15 protein-coding genes are annotated in these 20,579 nt (G+C 65.9%); 8 read left to right on the forward strand and 7 right to left on the reverse strand.

Annotated elements, in window-relative coordinates; genetic code table 11:
- Nucleotides 1–179: 179 nt before the first annotated feature.
- From L6D75_RS00485 to L6D75_RS00515, 7 genes are all read right to left on the reverse strand, one after another.
- A complete protein-coding gene (locus L6D75_RS00485; RefSeq protein WP_176517981.1) occupies nucleotides 180–989 on the reverse strand; it encodes a gamma-glutamyl-gamma-aminobutyrate hydrolase family protein in 810 nt (269 codons plus the stop codon).
- A gap of 332 nt (nucleotides 990–1,321) precedes the next feature.
- Complete coding sequence (locus L6D75_RS00490; protein ID WP_176510781.1) at nucleotides 1,322–2,104, reverse strand: amino acid ABC transporter ATP-binding protein; 783 nt, start codon at nucleotides 2,102–2,104, stop codon at nucleotides 1,322–1,324.
- A gap of 22 nt (nucleotides 2,105–2,126) precedes the next feature.
- A complete protein-coding gene (locus L6D75_RS00495) occupies nucleotides 2,127–3,371 on the reverse strand; it encodes an NAD(P)/FAD-dependent oxidoreductase (protein WP_176510782.1) in 1,245 nt (414 codons plus the stop codon).
- Nucleotides 3,372–3,387: 16 nt separating this feature from the next.
- The gene (locus tag L6D75_RS00500) at nucleotides 3,388–4,098 is read right to left on the reverse strand and encodes an ABC transporter permease (RefSeq protein WP_176510783.1); all 711 of its coding nucleotides are present in this window, start codon (nucleotides 4,096–4,098) and stop codon (nucleotides 3,388–3,390) included.
- Nucleotides 4,095–4,814 carry an ABC transporter permease gene (locus L6D75_RS00505; RefSeq protein ID WP_176510784.1) on the reverse strand — a complete coding sequence of 240 codons (720 nt, stop codon included), beginning with the start codon at nucleotides 4,812–4,814 and terminating at the stop codon, nucleotides 4,095–4,097. The genes L6D75_RS00500 and L6D75_RS00505 overlap by 4 nt, the downstream gene beginning before the upstream one ends.
- Nucleotides 4,815–4,977: 163 nt before the next feature.
- Complete coding sequence (locus L6D75_RS00510; RefSeq protein ID WP_176510785.1) at nucleotides 4,978–5,730, reverse strand: transporter substrate-binding domain-containing protein; 753 nt, start codon at nucleotides 5,728–5,730, stop codon at nucleotides 4,978–4,980.
- A gap of 21 nt (nucleotides 5,731–5,751) precedes the next feature.
- Nucleotides 5,752–6,615 carry a MurR/RpiR family transcriptional regulator gene (locus L6D75_RS00515; protein ID WP_176510786.1) on the reverse strand — a complete coding sequence of 288 codons (864 nt, stop codon included), beginning with the start codon at nucleotides 6,613–6,615 and terminating at the stop codon, nucleotides 5,752–5,754.
- A 139-nt stretch (nucleotides 6,616–6,754) separates the two neighbouring features.
- Here L6D75_RS00515 and L6D75_RS00520 point away from each other — a divergent pair, with 139 nt between their 5' ends.
- The 8 genes from L6D75_RS00520 (at nucleotide 6,755) to L6D75_RS00555 (ending at nucleotide 20,568) form a co-directional block, all read left to right on the forward strand.
- Nucleotides 6,755–7,780, forward strand: a complete 1,026-nt coding sequence (locus L6D75_RS00520) for an Ldh family oxidoreductase (RefSeq protein ID WP_176510787.1) — start codon at nucleotides 6,755–6,757, stop codon at nucleotides 7,778–7,780.
- Nucleotides 7,781–7,921: 141 nt separating this feature from the next.
- Nucleotides 7,922–9,118: an amino acid aminotransferase gene (locus L6D75_RS00525; RefSeq protein WP_176510788.1), complete on the forward strand. Its 1,197-nt coding sequence runs from the start codon at nucleotides 7,922–7,924 to the stop codon at nucleotides 9,116–9,118.
- Between the two features lie 285 nt (nucleotides 9,119–9,403).
- The gene (locus L6D75_RS00530) at nucleotides 9,404–10,684 is read left to right on the forward strand and encodes an HAAAP family serine/threonine permease (protein ID WP_176510789.1); all 1,281 of its coding nucleotides are present in this window, start codon (nucleotides 9,404–9,406) and stop codon (nucleotides 10,682–10,684) included.
- Nucleotides 10,685–10,852: 168 nt separating this feature from the next.
- A complete protein-coding gene (tpx, locus tag L6D75_RS00535) occupies nucleotides 10,853–11,353 on the forward strand; it encodes a thiol peroxidase (protein ID WP_176510790.1) in 501 nt (166 codons plus the stop codon).
- A gap of 230 nt (nucleotides 11,354–11,583) precedes the next feature.
- The gene (locus L6D75_RS00540) at nucleotides 11,584–12,885 is read left to right on the forward strand and encodes an MdtA/MuxA family multidrug efflux RND transporter periplasmic adaptor subunit (RefSeq protein WP_176510791.1); all 1,302 of its coding nucleotides are present in this window, start codon (nucleotides 11,584–11,586) and stop codon (nucleotides 12,883–12,885) included.
- Nucleotides 12,882–15,980, forward strand: coding sequence for an MdtB/MuxB family multidrug efflux RND transporter permease subunit (locus tag L6D75_RS00545; RefSeq protein ID WP_176510792.1), 3,099 nt, complete (start codon nucleotides 12,882–12,884; stop codon nucleotides 15,978–15,980). Before L6D75_RS00540 ends, L6D75_RS00545 begins: the two co-directional genes overlap by 4 nt.
- Nucleotides 15,977–19,084: an efflux RND transporter permease subunit gene (locus L6D75_RS00550; protein WP_176510793.1), complete on the forward strand. Its 3,108-nt coding sequence runs from the start codon at nucleotides 15,977–15,979 to the stop codon at nucleotides 19,082–19,084. Before L6D75_RS00545 ends, L6D75_RS00550 begins: the two co-directional genes overlap by 4 nt.
- Nucleotides 19,081–20,568: an efflux transporter outer membrane subunit gene (locus tag L6D75_RS00555; protein ID WP_176510794.1), complete on the forward strand. Its 1,488-nt coding sequence runs from the start codon at nucleotides 19,081–19,083 to the stop codon at nucleotides 20,566–20,568. Before L6D75_RS00550 ends, L6D75_RS00555 begins: the two co-directional genes overlap by 4 nt.
- Nucleotides 20,569–20,579: the final 11 nt, after the last annotated feature.

A 20,579-nucleotide genomic window follows, 5' to 3' on the forward strand; every position in this document is an offset into this window, starting at 1 on the left:
ACCTAAACGGTCTGCCTATCTCTAGAACGAGAGAACGAACAAGGAAAAAAACGATCGCGGAGACAGGCACAAGCCCGCCGCCCGCATCCACGGGAAGTGTTCTGGGACCAGCAGAGGGTGACCGGGGAAGCGGGGGCGACGTTGCGCCGCCCCGCGATCAAAACTAACGAAGCTTGGGGTCAGGCAGCGTGTTGGCGCTTGACCTGGGCCTTGCGCACCTGGGCGCGGCAGGCGTCGCCGAAGGCCTGGAAGATCTTGATCGAGTCAGGGTTCTTCGCGGCTTGCCATTCCGGGTGCCACTGCACCGCGAACAGGAACGGCGAGATGCTTGGCGCGTGGATCGCTTCGACCAGGCCGTCTTCGGCGTGGGCGATTGGCTCGATGCCGGCGCCGAGGTTGCGCAGGCCCTGGCCATGCAGCGAGTTCACGCGAATCTCGTCGGTGCCGAGGGTGTCACGCAGCCAGCTGCCTGGCTTGATCTTCACGCTGTGAACCTGGGCGTACTGCACCTCGACCGGGTCTTCCGGGTTTTCCCGGTGGTCGTTGAAGCCAGGCTCCGCGTAGACCTTCTGGTAGATGTCGCCACCCAGCGCCACGTTGATTTCCTGCATGCCACGGCAGATGCCGAAGATGGGCAGGCCGCGCTTGAGCGCTGCCTTGACCAGCGGGATATCGAACAGGTCGCGGTTGACGTCCTGGCCTTTGCCAGGGGTCTGGTTTTCCTGGCCGTACAGGCTCGGCTCGATGTTGCTGCCGGCACCGGTCAGGTACACGCCGTCGGCCATGTCCAGATAGGTCTCGAGGTCTTCGACGCCACAGCAGGTGGGCACCAGTACCGGGACGCAATCGGAGAACTCGACCAGCGGGGTGATGTATTTGTGGGTCATGACCTGGTAGTCATGGCCTTTGCGCTCTTGGCTGCCCATGGTCATCAGGACGACGGGTTTGCGCAGGGAGGGTTGCTTGTTGCCAATGTTGCTGTTGGACATATGTCACCTTATGGCAGGTTCGACCTACCGTTGTTGTGCAGGCGCACGGCTCAGGGCCTGGTGTGTCACCTGAAGCCCCGAGCACTGCCGGCTCGTCAGAGGCGACGATTCCGGTCGGGGCTTGGAGATAGCTTGCCAGAGCCGTTCGATATGTCAAACGGCTGAAGGGGCCGCGGGGAGGGGTTTTGCGCCGATTTCAAGGGGCTGAAACCCTTGCGAGCCTGAGGCGGCAAGGGTTTGCCAGGGGGTGAGGTCAATAATATTTAACGACGCAGTTGGTTCATTGCAGCGGTGCAATGAAGGGGGGCTTGCCGGCGATGGGGCCCGTGAAATCAGTGAAGGATCTGCGCCAGGAACCCTTTGGCCCGCGCCGTGCGCGGCTGGTTGAAGAACACCTCTGGCGGGCTGTCCTCGATGATCTGCCCACCTTCCAGGAACAGCACGCGCTCCGCCACCTGCCGGGCAAAGCCCATCTCGTGCGTGACGCAGAGCATGGTCATGCCCGTGCCTGCCAGCTGCACCAGCACATCCAGTACCTCGGCGACCATTTCCGGGTCCAGCGCCGAGGTCGGCTCGTCGAACAGCATGATCCGCGGCTTCATGCACAGCGCCCGGGCGATCGCCACGCGCTGCTGCTGGCCGCCGGAGAGCTGGCTGGGGTACTTGTGCGCCTGGCTCTCGATGCCGACCTTGCTCAGGTACATGCGCGCGCGTTCCTCGGCATCCTTGCGCGACAGGCCGCGCACGCTGGTGGGCGCCAGCAGGCAGTTGTCGAGCACGCTCATGTGCGGGAACAGGTTGAAATGCTGGAACACCATGCCGATCTCGCTGCGCACCTGGGCGGCCTGGCGCGTGGTGGCCGAAAGGTCGATACCGGCGACCTGGATGCTGCCCTGCTGGGCGATTTCCAGGCGGTTGATGCAGCGGATCAGGGTCGACTTGCCCGAGCCGGAAGGCCCGCACAGGACAATGCGCTCGCCTTCGCGCACCTGCAGGTCGATGTCGTGCAGCACATGGAAGGCGCCATAGTGCTTGTTCAGGCCTTCGATCCGGATCAGCACCGGGCGTGGGTCGGGTTCAGGGGCAAGGCTGGCAACGCTGAGAGGGGCGGTCATGTTGTTGTTCTCCCGCAGGGTTTCAGTCGAAACGTGCCGCGCTGTAGGGCGCAGGGTCGGTGAAAGGGCGCTCGCCGGTCAGCAGTTCGGCCAGCAGGCGGCCGCTGACCGGGCCCAGGGTCAGGCCGTGGTGGGCATGGCCGAAGTTGAACCACAGGCCCTTGTGCCGCGGCGCCGGGCCGATGATCGGGCGCATGTCCGGCAGGCACGGGCGCCGGCCCAGCCAGGGCTTGTCGTCGAGGCGCTCGCCCAGGGCCGGGAACAGCTTGCGGGCCAGGGCCTCGCAGCGAGCGAGCTGGATTTCGTTGCCCGGCGCGTCGCTGGCGGCAAACTCGATGCCGGTGGTCAGGCGCACGCCGCGCGCCATGGGCGCCAGCACGTAGCCGCCCTGGGTGTCGCAGATCGAATGCTGCAGTTGCGCGCCGCCTTGGGTGGCGTAGTGCATGTGATAGCCGCGCTTGATCCCCAGCGGGAACTGGTAGCCCAGGTGCTGATAGAGCTCGGCCGATTGCGGGCCCAGGCAGGCCACCACTTCATCGGCGCTGATCGGCCCGCGCTGGGTGTCGACGCACCATGTGCCCTCTGCCTGGCGCAGGCTGCGCGCGTCACCGTGGAGGAACTGCCCGCCGCGCTGGGCGAACAGCGCGGCGTAGCCGCGGGTGAGGGCGCCGGGGTCGCTGACGGTTTTCGGGTCCAGCCAATGGATGCCTCCGACCACGGCGCTGTCGAGCTGGTGCTCGCGCCCCTGCAGCTGGCTGCGCTCGAGGATTTCGTACTGCAGGCCGTAGCGGGCCAGGCCCTTGAGCTCGGCCTTGGCCTTGTCGAACAGGGCAGGGTCGCGGTACACCTCGATCCAGCCCTTGGCCCGCACCAGCCTCTGCAGGCCCGCCGCCTCGATCAGGGCGTCGTGCTCCTCCACGCAGCGCTGCACCAGCGGCAGCATGTCGGCGGCGGCGCCGGCCAGGCGCCCGGGCGCCGATTGCTGCCAGTAGCGAAGCAGCCAGGGCGCGGCCTTGGGCAGGTGGCGCAAGCTGTAGCGCACATCCGGCTGGCGGTTCAGGCCATAGCGCAGCAGGGCGCTGAACTGGCGTGGGAAGGCGTAGGGAATGACGCTGGAGCGCTCGATCAGCCCGGCGTTGCCATGGCTGGTGCCGCTGCCGGGCGCGTCGCGGTCGATGAGGATCACCTGGCGCCCGCGTGCCTGCAGGTGCAGGGCCGTGCTGACGCCAACGATGCCGGCGCCGAGGACTAGGGTCTGGCAATGCATGGATGTCATCCTTCGTTCAGTTCAGGTGGCGGCCCAGGCGGGCTTCCAGGTGTTTGAGCAGGCGCCGCACCACCTCCACGATCACCAGGTAGAGCACCGCGGCCCACAGGTAGATCTGGAAGTCGAAGCTGCGCGAGAAGGCCAGCTTGGTCACGCCCATCAGGTCGTAGATGGTCACCAGCGAGGCGATGGCGCTGGCCTTGATCATCAGGATCAGTTCGTTGCCGAGGGGGCCTATGGCCACCAGCAGCGATTGCGGCAGGATCACCTTGAAGAAGGTGGTCGAGCGCTTGAGGTTCAGCGCCCGGGCCGCTTCATGCTGCCCCGGGGCCACCGCCATCAGGCTGCCGCGGAAGATCTCGGCCTGGTAGGCGGCGGTGTTCAGGGTGAAGGCCAGCAAGGTGCAGAACCAGGCATCGCGGAAAAACCACCACAGCCCCACGTCCTGCCAGAAGCCCTTGAGCGAGCCGAGGCCGTAGTACAGCAGAAACAGCTGGGCCAGCAGCGGCGAGCCGCGGAAGAAGTAGATGTACCCGGCCGCCAGGCGCTGCAGCAGCAGGTGGCGCGACAGGCGTGCCAGGGCCAGCAGCAGGCCGAGCACGGCGCCCAGGCTGAAGGAGATCGCCACCAGCTTTGCAGTCACCAGCAAGCCATCGACGAAGCGCGGGCCGTAGCGTTCCAGCAGGTCGGGGTCCACGACCAGGGCCAGCAGTTGTTCGGCACTCATGTGCGTGCTCCCAAAAGGTGGCGGTTGCTGCGCCGTTCGAGGTAGGCAAACACCCGCCCCGACAGCGCCGAGAACAGCAGGTAGCCCAGGCAGGCGACGCCGTAGAAGAACATCGGCTCCTTGGTCACGCTGACGGCCAGGTTGGTCTGGCGCATCAGGTCGACCAGCGAGATGGTCGATACCAGCGAGGTGTCCTTGAGCAGCGACAGCCAGTTGTTGGAGAGCCCAGGCAAGGCGATGCGGGTGAGCTGGGGCAGCACCACCTTGAAGAACGCGGTGCGCTTGCCCAGGCCCAGGGCGGCGCAGGCTTCCAGCTGGCCCTTGGGCAGGGTCTTGAAGGCGGCCAGCCAGATTTCGCTGGAGAACGCGGCGAACACCAGGCTGAAGGCGACCATGGCGGCGAGGAAGGTGTTGATCAGGAACTCGCCCTCATAGCCCATGGCGGCCAGCAGTTTCTGCGCGGCGATCTGGCAGCCGTAGTAGATGATCAGCAGCGTCAGCAGCTCGGGCAGGCCACGAAATACGGTGGAGAAGGTGGTGGCCCAGGCGCGGGCGGGTTTTTTCTTCGAGCGCGCCGCCAGGGCCACGGCCAGGCCCAGGGGCAGGCCGATGGGCAGGCAGGCGAGGGCCAGTGACACGGTCACCAGGGCGCCGGCCAGCAGCGCCTGGCCCCAGCCACCGCTGGCGAAGGACAGCAAGGACAATTGGTCGAGCATGACGTATTCCTTGAGTTGACTGCTCCATGCGCTGCCCTTGTAGGAGCGGCCTTGTGTCGCGAAAGGGCTGCGAAGCAGCCCTCGCCATTTGCGCAGCGGCGCTGAAATTTTGGGGTCGCTTTGCGACCCTTTCGCGACACAAGGCCGCCCCTACAGGGCGGGATCAGTTGTAGATGTCGAAGTCGAAGTACTTGCTGGCGATCTTCTGGTAGGTGCCGTTGGCCACGATCGCGGCCAGGGCGGTATTGAGCCGCTGGCGCAGCGCCTCGTCGTCCTTGCGCACGGCAATGGCGGCGTCGGCCTTGGTCCCGGCCACGTCACCCAGCACCTTGCAGCAGGCCTGGCCGTTCTTGTTCAGCCACTCGTGCAGCGGGAACTTGTCGGCGATCACCCCGTCCAGGCGGCCGGCGGCAAGGTCGGCGTTGGCTTCGTCCAGGGTCGGGTACAGCTTCACGTCGGCGCCGGCCTTGGCGTACACGTCCTCGGCGTAGATCGCCTGGGTCGAGGACGACTGGGCGCCCACGGTGTAGCCGTTGAAGGTGGTCTGGGCGTCGCTGATCTTGCTGTCCTTGGCCACGGCGACGGTCAGCGGGGTGCGGTAGTAGTGGTCGGTGAAGGCGATTTTCCTGCGCCGTTCCTCGGTGTCGATCATCGACGCCACCACGGCGTCGTACTTGCGCGCCATCAGCGCCGGGATGATGCCTTCCCAGTCCTGGGCGACGAGGGTGCATTGGACTTTCATCTGCTCGCACAGGGCGTGGGTGATGTCGATGTCGAAGCCGTGCAGCTGGTTATCGGCATCTACATAGTTGAAGGGCGGGTAGGCGCCTTCGGTGGCGAAGCGCAGGGTCTCGGCGCTGGCCGCACCCGCCAGCAGCAGGGCACACGCACCCACCATAGCCATGGTCTTGTTCATCTTGCACCTCTTGCACTCTTGCTATTGTTGTTTGCCCGCCGTATAGCCGACGAACTCGTTATGTAGAGCGGCAGTCGCTTCCAAGCGTTTTTCAACATCAGGCCCGAGTTTCTTGCAGACCTCGTTGACCATCAGGTGCACCCACGACAGCATCGCCGAGGTGGATTCCCAGAACAGATTGAACTCGGTGGGGATGCGAAACACCTCGTCGGCGTTGGCATCGGCCCAGTCGCAGAAGGTGTCGGTCACCAGCGTGACCGGGATGCCTGCCTGGCGCGCCTTCTGGCACAGCATCAGGGCATGGCGGGAATAGCGGCGCGCCTCGAACACCACCAGGGCGCTGTTTTCCGGGCGGCCCAGCAGCACTTCGCCGAAATGCCCGGCGCTGCCATCGACCACCTGCACGCCGTCGCGCAGGTAATGCAGCAGGTGCGCCATGCACTGGGCGACGCCGCGCTCGGTCTGAAACCCGGCGACGAACACCCGCGGCCGCTCGGCCAGGCGCTGGGCGGCGCGGTGCCAGGGCTCGCTGCGGCTGTATTCATGCACCCTCACCAGGGCGGCGATTTCCAGCTCCAGGCTGCCGGCGCTGGCGCTGTCGTCGCGCTGCTGGCGGTATTCCTGCAGGCGGTCGCCGACCAGCCACGGGCCGTCACCCAGGTCGTTCTGCAGGTCTTGCTTGAGCGCCTTGAGATGGGCATAACCGAGAGAGCGGCAGAAGCGCCCGACACTGGACTCGCTGACGCCGAGCTTGGCGGCGATGCTGGCCGAGGTCTGGAAGGGCAGTTCGTGGAGGTTGGCGAGCATGTAGCTGGCGATCTTGCGGCCCGAGGCGGCGGCCCCTTGCAGGCTGTTTTCCAGGCGTTGCTTGATCGGTTGGTTCATGCTGCCACTCCAGAGGGGTGAAACAGAAAATGGATGTTTTCTGTCATAAAGTCAACATTTGACAGATAGCTGTCACTTGCAGGAAAGTTTTTGTCGTTGCCAACGCTGTTGCCATTCCAATTCCAATAAGGAGCTTCAGATGTCCGCACCTTCCAACAGCCCCATCGTGCGCGTGCCGTTCAGCCAATTGCAGGGGCTGCTGCAAGCGATTTTGCAGCGCCACGGCTGCAGCGAAAGCGTGGCCGGCGTGCTGGCCCACAACTGCACCAGCGCCCAGCGCGACGGTGCCCACAGCCATGGCGTGTTCCGCATTCCAGGCTACGTCTCGACCTTGGCCAGCGGCTGGGTGAACGGCCAGGCCTTGGCGCAGGTCACCGACGTGGCGCCGGCGTATGTGCGCGTCGATGCCGGCGGCGGCTTTGCCCAGCCAGCCTTGGCCGCCGCCCGTGGCCTGCTGGTGGAGAAGGCCCGCACCGCCGGCATTGCCGTGCTGGCGATCCACAATTCGCACCATTTCGCCGCGTTGTGGCCCGATGTCGAGCCATTCGCCGATGAAGGCCTGGTGGCCTTGAGCGTGGTCAACAGCATGACCTGCGTGGTGCCGCACGGGGCGCGCAAGCCGTTGTTCGGCACCAACCCGATCGCCTTCGCCGCGCCCTGCGCCGGGCATGACCCGATCGTCTTCGACATGGCCACCAGCGCCATGGCCCATGGCGACGTGCAGATTGCCGCGCGTGCCGGGCAGCAGCTGGCGCAAGGGATGGGCGTGGACGCCAGTGGCCAGCCGACCACCGACCCCAAGGCGATCCTCGAAGGGGGCGCGTTGCTGCCGTTCGGCGGGCACAAGGGCTCGGCGCTGTCGATGATGGTCGAGCTGCTGGCGGCGGCGCTGACCGGCGGGCATTTCTCCTGGGAGTTCGACTGGTCGGGGCATCCGGGGGCGAAGACGCCCTGGACCGGGCAGTTGATCATCGTCATCGACCCGAGCAAGGCCGAAGGCGAGCGGTTTGCCTTGCGCAGCCGTGAGCTGGTCGAACAGATGCAGGCGGTGGGGTTGTCGCGGATGCCGGGTGAGCGGCGTTATCGGGAGCGGGAAATCGCCGAGCGCGAAGGGGTGGCGGTGACCGAGCGGGAGCTGCAGGAGCTTGAGGCGTTGGCAGGCTGAACCGGCCTCATCGCCGGCCAGCCGGCCCCCATGCAATCTTGCATAGACAACCTTGCACATTAGGTGATGTTCCTTGCCCGCGACTGCGGGTATCCTCAGGGCAGTCTTTCCGAACTGTCCTGATCCAAGGAGCTGCACGCTGTGTTCAAACATGTCGATGCCTATGCCGGCGACCCGATCCTCTCGTTGATGGAAACCTTCAAGGCCGACCCGCGCGCCGACAAGGTCAACCTGAGTATCGGCCTGTACTACGATGAGGCCGGCGTGGTGCCGCAGCTGGCGGCGGTGGATGCGGTGGAAAAACGCATCGCTGGGGTAGATCACGAAGCCTCGCTGTACCTGCCGATGGAAGGCCTGGCCGCCTACCGCCAGGCGATCCAGGCGCTGCTGTTCGGTGCCGAGCACCCGGCGGTGACCGGCAAGCGCGTGGCCACCGTGCAGACCGTCGGCGGCTCCGGCGCGCTGAAAGTCGGTGCCGACTTCCTCAAGCGCTACTTCCCGCAGTCCGAAGTCTGGGTCAGCAACCCGACCTGGGACAACCACCGCGCCATCTTCGAAGGTGCCGGGTTCAAGGTGAACACCTACCCGTACTTCGACCAGGCCACCCGCGGCGTCGACTTCGACGGCATGCTGGCCACCCTGCAGGGCCTGCCGGCCAACAGCGTCGTGCTGCTGCACCCGTGCTGCCACAACCCCACCGGCGCCGACCTCGAGCCGCAGCAGTGGCAGCAAGTGGTGGAAGTGGTCAAGGCACGCCAGCTGATCCCGTTCCTCGACATCGCCTACCAGGGCTTCGGTGAAGGCCTGGTCGAAGATGCCTTCGCCATCCGCGAAATGGCCCGTGCCGGCGTACCGTGCCTGGTCAGCAACTCGTTCTCGAAGATCTTCTCGCTGTATGGCGAGCGCGTCGGCGGCCTGTCGGTGGTCTGCGACGACGAAGCCACCACCCAGAGCGTGCTCGGCCAGCTCAAGGCGACCGTGCGCCGCAACTACTCCAGCCCGCCCAACTTCGGCGCCCAGCTGGTGGCCGGGGTGCTGGGCGATGCCGCCTTGAACGCCCAGTGGGCGGCAGAGGTGGAGGTGATGCGCAAGCGTATCCTCGACATGCGCCAGGCGCTGGTCGATGCCCTGGCCGTGCTGCTGCCGGGCCAGGACTTCCAGTTCTTCCTGCGCCAGCGCGGCATGTTCAGCTACACCGGTTTCAGCGTCGAGCAGGTGCGCCGCCTGCGTGACGAGTTCGGCGTGTACCTGATCGACAGCGGCCGGGTGTGCATGTCGGGCCTGCGTCCGGCCAACCTGCAACGGGTTGCCGAGGCGTTTGCCGCCGTTCAGAGGTGATGTGACGCAAGGGGCCGCTTGGCGGCCCAATCGCCGGCAAGCCGGCTCCCACAGGCGCCGCACCAAGGGCTGTTTGTGGGAGCCGGCTTGCCGGCGATTGGGGCGCGAAGCGGCCCCTTTGCTCATCCAGTTGTCATGACAAGTGCAACCGTCCCTCGGGTGGGGCTTTCCAAAGTGCAACCATCAGCGCACAATCGCGCCCTTCTTTATTCGGTTGAGTAGGGCGGAAGGTCTATTTCGCCATTCTCAGCCTGTTGCAGTCTTGCGAGTGGAGCTTCACCCGGAATGAATGAGCAGGCCCCAAGCGTTGAACAACGCTTTGAAGAATCGACCCCGGCAACGCTGCAGAGCTGGTCGCGTCACGACACCACCTGGATGCTTGGCCTGTTTGGCACCGCCATCGGCGCCGGCACGCTGTTTCTGCCGATCAACGCCGGGCTTGGCGGCTTCTGGCCGCTGCTGATCCTGGCCGCGCTGGCCTTCCCCATGACCTACTTCGCCCACCGTGGCCTGACCCGCTTCGTGCTCTCCGGGCGCAATGGCGGCGACATCACCGAAGTGGTCGAAGAGCATTTCGGCATCACTGCCGGTGCGCTGATCACCGTGCTGTACTTCTTCGCCATCTTCCCGATCCTGCTGATCTACAGCGTGGCCCTGACCAACACGGTCAGCAGCTTCATGGAGCACCAGCTGCACATGGCACCGCCACCGCGGGCGCTGCTGTCGTTCGTGCTGATCCTCGGCCTGCTGGCGATCGTGCGCTGCGGTGAGCAGGCCACGGTCAAGGTCATGAGCCTGCTGGTCTACCCGTTCATCGTCGCCCTGGCGCTGCTGGGCCTGTACCTGGTGCCGCACTGGACTGGCGGCATCCTCGACAGCGCCAGCCAGGTGCCGTCGGGCTCGGCCTTCCTGCACACCGTTTGGCTGGCGATTCCGGTGATGGTGTTCTCGTTCAACCACTCGCCGATCATCTCGGCCTTCGCCGTCGACCAGAAACGCCGCTACGGCGAGCACGCCGACCAGCGCAGCGGGCAGATCCTGGCCCGTGCGCACCTGCTGATGGTGGCCATGGTGCTGTTCTTCGTGTTCAGCTGCGTGCTGACCCTGGACAGCGCCCAGCTGGCCGAGGCCAAGGCGCAGAACCTGTCGATCCTGTCCTACCTGGCCAACCACTTCAGCAACCCGACCATCGCCTTCGCCGCGCCGTTGATTGCCTTCGTCGCCATCGCCAAGTCGTTCCTGGGCCACTACATCGGCGCCAGCGAGGGCCTCAAGGGCATCATCGCCAAGACCGGCGCGCGCCCGGGGGCCAAGGCCCTGGACCGAGTGGTCGCGGCGCTGATGCTGGTGGTGTGCTGGATCGTCGCCACGCTCAACCCGAGCATCCTCGGCATGATCGAATCGCTCGGCGGCCCGATCATCGCGGTGCTGCTGTTCCTGATGCCGATGTACGCCATCCGTCGCGTACCTTCGATGCGCAAGTACAGCGGCGCGCTGTCCAACGTGTTCGTCACGGTGGTCGGCCTGGTCGCGCTGACCTCGGTGGTGTACGGCCTGCTGGCCTGATACCTGCCCTGATGCAAGCAATGCCCGGTTGGCTTGTCGCCACCTGGGCATTTTTTTGTCCACAATAATTGTCTGGCAATAGAACAATTTTATCGCCCCCCATAGGCACCCGGCCGCCTTCATGCTTAACTCAGGGTCTTTTTCAAACCCCGCATAAGGATTTCGTCCATGGCTCAAGTGACTCTCAAAGGCAACCCGGTGCAAGTCAAAGGCAACCTGCCGCAGGCCGGTGCCCAGGCGCCTGCTTTCTCGCTGGTAGGTGAGGGCCTTGCCGACAAGTCGCTCAAGGACTTCGCTGGCAAGCGCAAGGTGCTGAACATCTTCCCAAGCGTCGACACCCCAACCTGCGCCACCTCGGTTCGCAAGTTCAACGCCCAGGCCAATGACGTGGCCAACACCGTGGTGCTGTGCATCTCCGCCGACCTGCCGTTCGCCCAGGCCCGCTTCTGCGGCGCCGAAGGCCTGGACAACGTCAAGAACCTGTCGACCCTGCGCGGTCGCGAGTTCCTCGAAACCTACGGCGTGGCCATCGCCGACGGCCCGCTGGCTGGCCTGGCTGCCCGCGCGGTAGTGGTGCTGGACGAGAATGATAAAGTGCTGCACAGCGAGCTGGTTGGCGAAATCGCCGACGAGCCTAACTACGAAGCAGCGCTGGCTGTTCTGAAATAAGGATTGCCCAGGGGGGCGGTTCTGGCGACGGAACTCTCCAGGCCTTCCTCTCTCCAAGCAACGCCCTGAAACGGCCCGGAATACTTTCCGGGCCGTTTTCATTTAAAGTTCAGCGTCTTGGCAACGTCAGGCAAAGGTAAACCTCTGGTAAAGGCCCTTTGCTAAAACGATGCCAGTGCTTATCGTTCACCCTCCCCAAGCCGTCATCTCGAACAAGGTTCGTTCAACCCATGCAAGCTTCTGTCTCCCGATCCCCCCGTCGCTGGCTCGTCGGCCTGCTGATCCTGCTGCTGGTGGCCCTGCTGGCCTGGTGGCTGTGGCCTGCAACGCCTGCCCATAAAGAGGCGGTGGGCGGGCGCCCGAGCAAAGGCATGGGCATGGGCGGGCGCCCAGGCTTCGGTGGCTCCACCGACCCTGTGCCGGTGCGTGTCGACCCGGTGCGGGTGGGCGACTTCCCGCTTTATTACAAGGCCCTAGGCACGGTCACCGCGCTCAACACGGTCAACGTGCGCAGCCGCGTTGCCGGCGAGCTGGTCAAGATCCACTTCAAGGAAGGCCAGCAGGTCAAGGCGGGCGACCTGCTCGCAGAGATCGACCCACGCCCCTACCGCATCGCCCTGCAGCAGGCCGAAGGCACCCTGGCGCAGAACCAGGCCCAGCTGAAGAACGCCCAGGTCGACCTGGCGCGCTATAAAGGCCTGTTCGCCGAAGACAGCATCGCCAAGCAGACCCTCGACACCGCCGAGGCCCAAGTGGCGCAGTTCCTGGGGCTGGTCAAGACCAACCAGGCCCAGGTCAACGACGCCAAGCTCAACCTCGACTTCACCCAGATCCGCTCGCCGATCAATGGCCGCGTGGGCCTGCGCCAGCTCGACCTGGGCAACCTGGTGGCGGCCAACGACGCCACCGCCCTGGTGGTGATCACCCAGACCGAGCCGATCAGCGTGGCCTTCACCTTGCCGGAAACCGAGCTGAGCACCGTGCTCGAGCGCTACCGCAGCGGCGCCAGCCTGCCGGTCGAGGCGTGGGACCGCAGCGACAATAAAATGCAGGCCACAGGCGTGCTTGGCAGCATCGACAACCAGATCGACACCACCACCGGCACCCTGAAATTCAAGGGCCGCTTCGAGAACAAGGACCTGGCGCTGTTCCCCAACCAGTTCGTCAACGTGCGCTTGCTGGCCGACACCCTCAAGCAGGTGGTGCTGGCCCCGGCGGCGGCGATCCAGTTTGGCAATGACGGCACCTTTGCCTATGTGGTCAATGACCAGAACACGGTCAACATACGCAAGCTCAAGGTCGGCGCCAGCGACGGCCAGAACAGCGTGATCGTCGAAGGCCTCAAGGCCGGCGAGCGCCTGGTGCTCGAAGGCACCGACCGCCTGCGCGAAGGCACCAAGGTGGAAGTGGTCGAAGACAGCTCGCAAGTGCCGACCACCCCCGGCCAGCACCTGCAAGGCCAGGACGCCAAAGGCTCGGCCCAGGCCGATGAAGCCCAACCCGGCAAAGCAGCAGGCAAGGCGGGCGCATGAACCTGTCGCGCCTGTTCATCCTTCGCCCGGTCGCCACCACGCTGAGCATGCTGGCCATCGTCCTGGCCGGCCTGATCGCCTACAAGCTGCTGCCGGTCGCCGCGCTGCCCCAGGTCGACTACCCGACCATCCGCGTCATGACCCTGTACCCCGGCGCCAGCCCCCAGGTGATGACCAGTGCCGTCACCGCGCCGCTGGAGCGCCAGTTCGGCCAGATGCCCGGCCTGACCCAGATGGCCTCGACCAGCTCCGGCGGCGCCTCGGTGCTGACCCTGCGCTTCAGCCTGGACATGAACATGGACGTGGCCGAGCAACAGGTGCAGGCCGCGATCAACGCCGCCAGCAACCTTTTGCCCAGCGACCTGCCGGCACCGCCGGTGTACAACAAGGTCAACCCGGCCGACACGCCGGTGCTGACCCTGGCGATTTCCAGCAAGACCATGCCGCTGCCCAAGCTCAACGACCTGGTCGATACCCGCGTTGCGCAGAAGCTCGCGCAGATCAGCGGGGTGGGCATGGTCAGCATCGCCGGTGGCCAACGCCAGGCGGTGCGGGTCAAGGTCAACGTCGATGCGCTGGCCGCCAACGGCCTGAACCTGGATGACGTGCGCACCCTGATCGGTGCCTCCAACGTCAACCAGCCCAAGGGCAACTTCGACGGCCCGACCCGGGTGTCGATGCTCGACGCCAACGACCAGCTGCGCTCCCCCGAGGAGTACGCCAACCTGATCCTGGCCTACAACAACGGCGCGCCGCTGCGCCTGAAGGACGTTGCCGAAATCGTCGATGGCGCCGAGAACGAGCGCCTGGCCGCCTGGGCCAACCAGAACCAGGCGGTGTTGCTGAACATCCAGCGCCAGCCGGGGGCCAACGTCATCGAGGTGGTCGACCGCATCAAGGAACTGCTGCCCTCGATCACCGACAACCTGCCGGCCGGCCTCGATGTCTCGGTGCTCACCGACCGCACCCAGACCATCCGCGCCGCGGTCAAGGACGTGCAGCATGAACTGCTGATCGCCATCGTCCTGGTGGTGATGGTCACCTTCGTGTTCCTGCGCCGTTTCAGCGCCACGCTGATTCCCTCGATCGCCGTGCCGTTGTCGCTGATCGGCACCTTCGGGGTGATGTACCTGGCCGGTTTCTCGATCAACAACCTGACGCTGATGGCCCTGACCATCGCCACCGGTTTCGTGGTCGACGATGCCATCGTCATGCTGGAGAACATCTCCCGCCACATCGAAGAAGGCGAGACGCCGCTGCAGGCAGCGCTCAAGGGCGCCCGGCAGATCGGCTTCACCCTGATCTCGCTGACCTTCTCGCTGATCGCGGTGCTGATTCCGCTGCTGTTCATGGCCGATGTGGTCGGCCGGCTGTTCCGCGAGTTCGCCATCACCCTGGCGGTGGCGATCCTGATTTCCCTGGTGGTGTCGCTGACCCTGACGCCGATGATGTGCGCGCGCCTGCTCAAGCGCGAGCCCAAGGAAGAAGAGCAGGGCCGCTTCTACCGCGCCAGCGGCGCCTGGATCGACTGGCTGATCGAGCATTACGGCCGTGGCCTGCAGTGGGTGCTCAGGCACCAGCCGCTGACCCTGCTGGTGGCCGTGGCCAGCCTGGGGCTGACCGTGGTGCTCTACCTGGCGGTGCCCAAGGGCTTCTTCCCGGCCCAGGACACGGGCGTGATCCAGGGCATTTCCGAGGCGCCGCAGTCCACCTCGTTCGCCGCCATGAGCGAACGCCAGCAGGCCCTGAGCAAGGTCATCCTGCAGGACCCGGCGGTGCAGAGCCTGTCGTCCTACATTGGTGTCGACGGCGACAACGCCACGCTCAACAGTGGCCGCCTGCTGATCAACCTCAAGCCCCACGGCGAGCGTGACGTGACCGCGGCCGAGGTCATCGGCCGCCTGCAGCCGCAACTGGACAAGCTGGTCGGCATCCGCCTGTTCATGCAGCCGGTGCAGGACCTGAGCATCGAAGACCGGGTCAGCCGTACCCAGTACCAGTTCAGCCTGTCCTCGCCCGACGCCGACCTGCTCGCGCAATGGAGCGGCAAGCTGGTGGAAGCCCTGCAGCAACGCCCGGAACTGCAGGACGTTGCCAGTGACCTGCAGGACAAGGGCCTGCAGGTGTACCTGGTGATCGACCGCGACATGGCCAGCCGCCTGGGCATCAACGTGGCACAGATCACCAACGCCCTGTACGACGCGTTCGGCCAGCGGCAGATTTCCACCATCTACACCCAGGCCAGCCAGTACCGGGTGGTGCTGCAGGCACGCGACGCGGCCACCATCGGCCCGCAGGCGCTGGAGTCGATCCACGTCAAGTCGGCCGACGGCGGCCAGGTGCGCCTGTCGGCGCTGGCGCGCATCGAGCAGCGCCAGGCCCAGCTGGCCATTTCGCACATCGGCCAGTTCCCGGCGGTGATGATGTCGTTCAACCTGGCCCATGGCGCGTCCCTGGGCGAGGCGGTCCAGGTGATCGAGCAGGTGCAGCAGGACATCGGCATGCCGATCGGCGTGCAGACCAAGTTCCAGGGCGCCGCCGAGGCGTTCCAGGCGTCGCTGTCGAGCACCTTGCTGCTGATCCTGGCGGCCGTGGTGACCATGTACATCGTGCTCGGCGTGCTCTACGAGAGCTACATCCACCCGGTGACCATCCTCTCGACCCTGCCATCGGCGGCGGTCGGCGCCTTGCTCGCGCTGATCATCAGCGGCAACGACCTGGGCATGATCGCCATCATCGGCATCATCCTGCTGATCGGCATCGTCAAGAAGAACGCGATCATGATGATCGACTTCGCCCTCGAGGCCGAGCGCCACCAGGGCATGAGCCCGCAGGATGCCATCTACCAGGCCGCGCTGCTGCGCTTCCGGCCGATCCTGATGACCACCCTGGCCGCGCTGTTCGGCGCGGTACCGCTGATGCTCGCCACCGGCTCCGGCGCCGAGCTGCGCCAGCCGCTGGGCCTGGTGATGGTCGGCGGGTTGCTGGTGAGCCAGGTGCTGACCCTGTTCACCACCCCGGTCATCTACCTGTACTTCGACCGCCTGGCACGCCGCTGGCGCCCGGCCACCGATACCCAGCAGGCCCAGGCATGAACCTGTCGGGCCCGTTCATTCGCCGGCCGGTGGCGACCATGCTGCTGAGCCTGGCGATCATGCTGCTCGGTGGCGTCAGCTTCGGCCTGCTGCCGGTGGCGCCGCTGCCGCAGATGGACTTCCCGGTGATCGTGGTGCAGGCCAACCTGCCCGGCGCCAGCCCCGAGGTCATGGCCGCCACCGTGGCCACGCCGCTGGAGCGCAAGCTGGGCAGCATCGCCGGGGTCAGCACCCTGACCAGCAGCTCCAACCAGGGCTCGACCCGGGTGATCATCGGCTTCGACCAGGGGCGTGACATCGACGGCGCGGCGCGCGAGGTGCAGGCGGCCATCAACGCTACCCGCAACCTGCTGCCCAGCGGCATGCGCAGCATGCCCACGTACAAGAAGTTCAACCCGTCCCAGGCACCGATCATGGTCTTGTCGCTGACCTCGGACGTGCTGCAGAAGGGCCAGCTGTACGACCTGGCCGACACCATCCTGGCCCAGAGCCTGGCCCAGGTCATCGGGGTAGGGGAGGTGCAGATCGGCGGCAGTTCGCTGCCGGCGGTGCGCATCGCGGTGGAGCCGCAGCTGCTCAACCAGTACAGCCTGTCGCTGGACGAAGTACGCACGGCGGTGGCCAATGCCAACCAGCGCCGGCCCATGGGCTATGTCGAAGACCCCGAGCGCAGCTGGCAGGTACGCGCCAACGACCAGCTGGAAACCGCCAAGGACTACGAGCCGATCGTGATCCGCCAGGCCAATGGCACGATCCTGCGCCTGTCTGACGTGGCGACCGTCACCGACAGCGTCGAGAACCGCTACAACAGTGGCTTCTTCAACGACCAGAGCGCGGTGCTGCTGGTGGTCAACCGCCAGAGCGGCGCCAACATCATCGAGACGGTCGACCAGATCAAGGCGCAGTTGCCGGCGCTGCAGTCGCTGCTGCCGGCCAACGTGCAGCTGAACGTGGCCATGGACCGCTCGCCGGTGATCAAGGCCACCCTCAAGGAGGCCGAGCACACCTTGCTGATCGCCGTGGCGCTGGTGATCCTGGTGGTCTACCTGTTCCTCGGCAGCCTGCGCGCCTCGTTGATCCCGAGCCTGGCGGTGCCGGTGTCGCTGGTGGGCACCTTCGCGGTGATGTACCTGTGCGGGTTCTCGCTGAACAACCTGTCGCTGATGGCGCTGATCCTCGCCACCGGCCTGGTGGTGGACGATGCCATCGTGGTGCTGGAGAACATCTCCCGGCACATCGAGGATGGCCAGCCGCCGATGCGCGCAGCGTTTCTCGGCGCCAAGGAAGTCGGCTTCACCTTGCTGTCGATGAACGTCTCGCTGGTGGCGGTGTTCGTCTCGATCCTGTTCATGGGCGGCATCGTGCGCAGCCTGTTCCAGGAGTTCTCGATCACCCTGGCGGCGGCGATCATCGTCTCGCTGGTGGTGTCCTTGACCCTCACACCGATGCTCTGCGCCCGTTGGCTCAAGCCGCACCGGGCCGAACCGACCCGCCTGCAGCGCTGGAGCGACAACCTGCACCGGCGCATGGTCGGCGCCTATGACACCAGCCTGGGCTGGGCCCTGCGCCACAAGCGCCTGACCCTGCTCAGCCTGCTGGCGACCATTGGCCTGAACATCGCGCTGTACGTGGTGGTGCCCAAAACCCTCATGCCGCAGCAGGACACCGGCCAGCTGATCGGCTTCATCCGCGGCGACGACGGCCTGTCGTTCAGCGTGATGCAGCCGAAGATGGAAATCTACCGCCGCGCCTTGCTCGCCGACCCTGCGGTGCAGAGCGTGGCCGGCTTCATCGGTGGCAACAGCGGCACCAACAACGCCATGGTGCTGGTGCGCCTCAAGCCGATCAGCGAGCGCAAGCTCGACGCGCAGAAGGTCATCGAGCGCCTGCGCAAGGAAATGCCCAAGGTGCCGGGTGGGCGGCTGTTCCTGATGGCCGACCAGGACCTGCAACTGGGCGGCGGTGGCCGCGACCAGACCTCCTCGCAGTACCTCTACACCCTGCAGAGCGGCGACCTCGCGGCCCTGCGCGAGTGGTTCCCGAAAGTGGTGGCGGCGATGCGCGCGCTGCCCGAGCTCACCGCCATCGACGCCCGCGACGGCTCCGGTACCCAGCAGGTGACCCTGGTGGTCGACCGCGACCAGGCCAAGCGCCTGGGCATCGACATGGACATGGTCACCTCGGTGCTCAACAACGCCTACAGCCAGCGGCAGATCTCGACCATCTACGACAGCCTCAACCAGTACCAGGTGGTGCTGGAGATCAACCCCAAGTACGCCTGGGACCCGAGCACCCTGGAACAGGTGCAGGTGATCACCGGCGACGGCGCGCGGGTGCCGCTGTCGACCATCGCCCACTACGAGAACAGCCTGGCCAACGACCGGGTCAGCCACGAGGGCCAGTTCGCCTCCGAGGACATCGCCTTCGACGTTGCCGAAGGCTACAGCACCGACCAGGCCATGGCCGCGGTGGAGCGGGCGGTGGCCAAGGTCGGCCTGCCCGAGGAAGTGATCGCCAAGCTTGGCGGTACCGCCAATGCCTTCGCCAAGACCCAGGAAGGGCAGCCGTTCATGATCCTCGGCGCGTTGGTGCTGGTGTACCTTGTGCTGGGCATCCTCTACGAAAGCTACATCCACCCGCTGACCATCCTCTCCACCTTGCCCTCGGCCGGGGTCGGCGCCTTGCTGGCCTTGTACGCCACGGGCGGGGAGTTCAGCCTGATTTCGCTGCTGGGCCTGTTCCTGCTGATTGGCGTGGTGAAGAAGAACGCCATCCTGATGATCGACCTGGCGCTGCAGCTGGAGCGCCACCAGGGCCTGACCCCGGAAGAGTCGATCCGCCGCGCCTGCCTGCTGCGCCTGCGGCCGATCCTGATGACCACCCTGGCCGCCATCCTCGGCGCCTTGCCGCTGCTGCTCAGCAGTGCCGAGGGCGCCGAGATGCGCCAGCCGCTGGGCCTGACCATCATTGGCGGGCTGGTCTTCAGCCAGGTCCTGACCCTTTACACGACGCCGGTGGTGTACCTCTACCTCGACCGCCTGCGCCACCGATTCAACCGTTGGCGCGGCGTGCGCACCGACGCCGCCCTGGAAACTCCGCTATGACTTTTGCCCAGACCCCACTTCACCGTGCCCTGCAGCTGCTGACTCGCGGGCGCGGCTCGCGCCTGGTCGGCGCCGGGCTGTGCGTGGCGCTGCTCAGCGCCTGTACCTTGAGCCCGGACTACCACCGCCCCGAGCTGAGCACCCCGGCGCAGTTCAAGCAGGCCGAAGGCTGGACCCAGGCCAGCCCGTCCGATGCCATCGCCCGTGGCGCCTGGTGGGAGGTGTACGGGGACAAAGGGCTCAATGCCCTGGTCGAGGAACTCAACCGCAGCAACCAGACCGTCGCCCAGTCCGAAGCCCAGTACCGTCAGGCCCAGGCGCTGGTGCGCAGTAGCCGCGCCTCGCTGTTCCCAAGCCTGGACCTGAGCGCGAGCAAGAACCGTTCGGCCCAGGGCACCGGCAGCTCCAGTTCCAGCTTGTCGAACAACAGCAGCGGCATTCGCAACACCTACAACGCGCAGCTGGGCGTGAGCTGGGAAATCGACCTGTGGGGCAAGCTGCGCGAGACCCTCAACGCCAACGAGGCGAGCGCTGAAGCGAGCTTTGCCGACCTGGCCGCCATCCGCCTCAGCCAGCAGTCCGAGCTGGTGCAGAACTACCTGCAGCTGCGCGTGATCGACGAGCAGAAGCGCCTGCTGGAAGCCACCGTGGCGGCCTACCAGCGCTCGCTGCGGATGAACGAAAACCAATACCGCGCCGGGGTTGCCGGCCCGGATGCGGTCGCTCAGGCGCGTACCCAGCTCAAGAGCACCGAGGCCGACCTGATCGACCTGATCTGGCAGCGCGCGCAGTTCGAGAACGCCATTGCCGTGTTGCTGGGCCGGGCGCCGGCGGACTTTGCCCTGGCCGACAGCAAGAACATCCCGGCCTTGCCGCCGATTCCCGTCAGCCTGCCGTCGCAACTGCTCGAACGGCGGCCGGACATTGCCTCGGCCGAACGTAACGTGATGGCGGCCAACGCCAACATCGGCGTGTCCCGCGCCGCCTACTTCCCGGACCTGAGCCTGAGCATGAGCGGCGGCTATTCCAGCAGCAGCTTCAGCAACTGGATCGAGTTGCCCAACCGCTACTGGTCGGTGGGCCCGCAGCTTGCCTTGACCCTGTTCGATGCCGGCAAGCGCAGCGCCGAAGTGGACCGTACCGTCGCGGTGTACGACCAGACCGTGGCGCAGTATCGCCAGACCGTGCTCGATGGTTTCAAGGAAGTGGAGAACTACCTGGTGCAACTGAAGGTGTATGCCGACGAGGCCGGGGTGCGTCAGGAAGCGCTGGATGCAGCCCGTGAATCGCTGCGCCTGACCGAGAACCAGTACCGCGCCGGGCTGATCGGCTACCTGGATGTGGTGAACGTGCAGACCACTGCGCTGAGCAACGAGCGCAGCGTGCTGAACCTGCTGCAGGGGCGCTTGGTGGCCAGTGTGCAGCTGATTGCCGCGCTGGGCGGTGGCTGGGACGCAGAACAGGCGTTCGCCCAGCAGCAATGAGGCCCCCCGCA

Origin of the sequence: Pseudomonas faucium, assembly GCF_021602585.1 — a bacterium.
Classification (GTDB): domain Bacteria; phylum Pseudomonadota; class Gammaproteobacteria; order Pseudomonadales; family Pseudomonadaceae; genus Aquipseudomonas; species Aquipseudomonas faucium.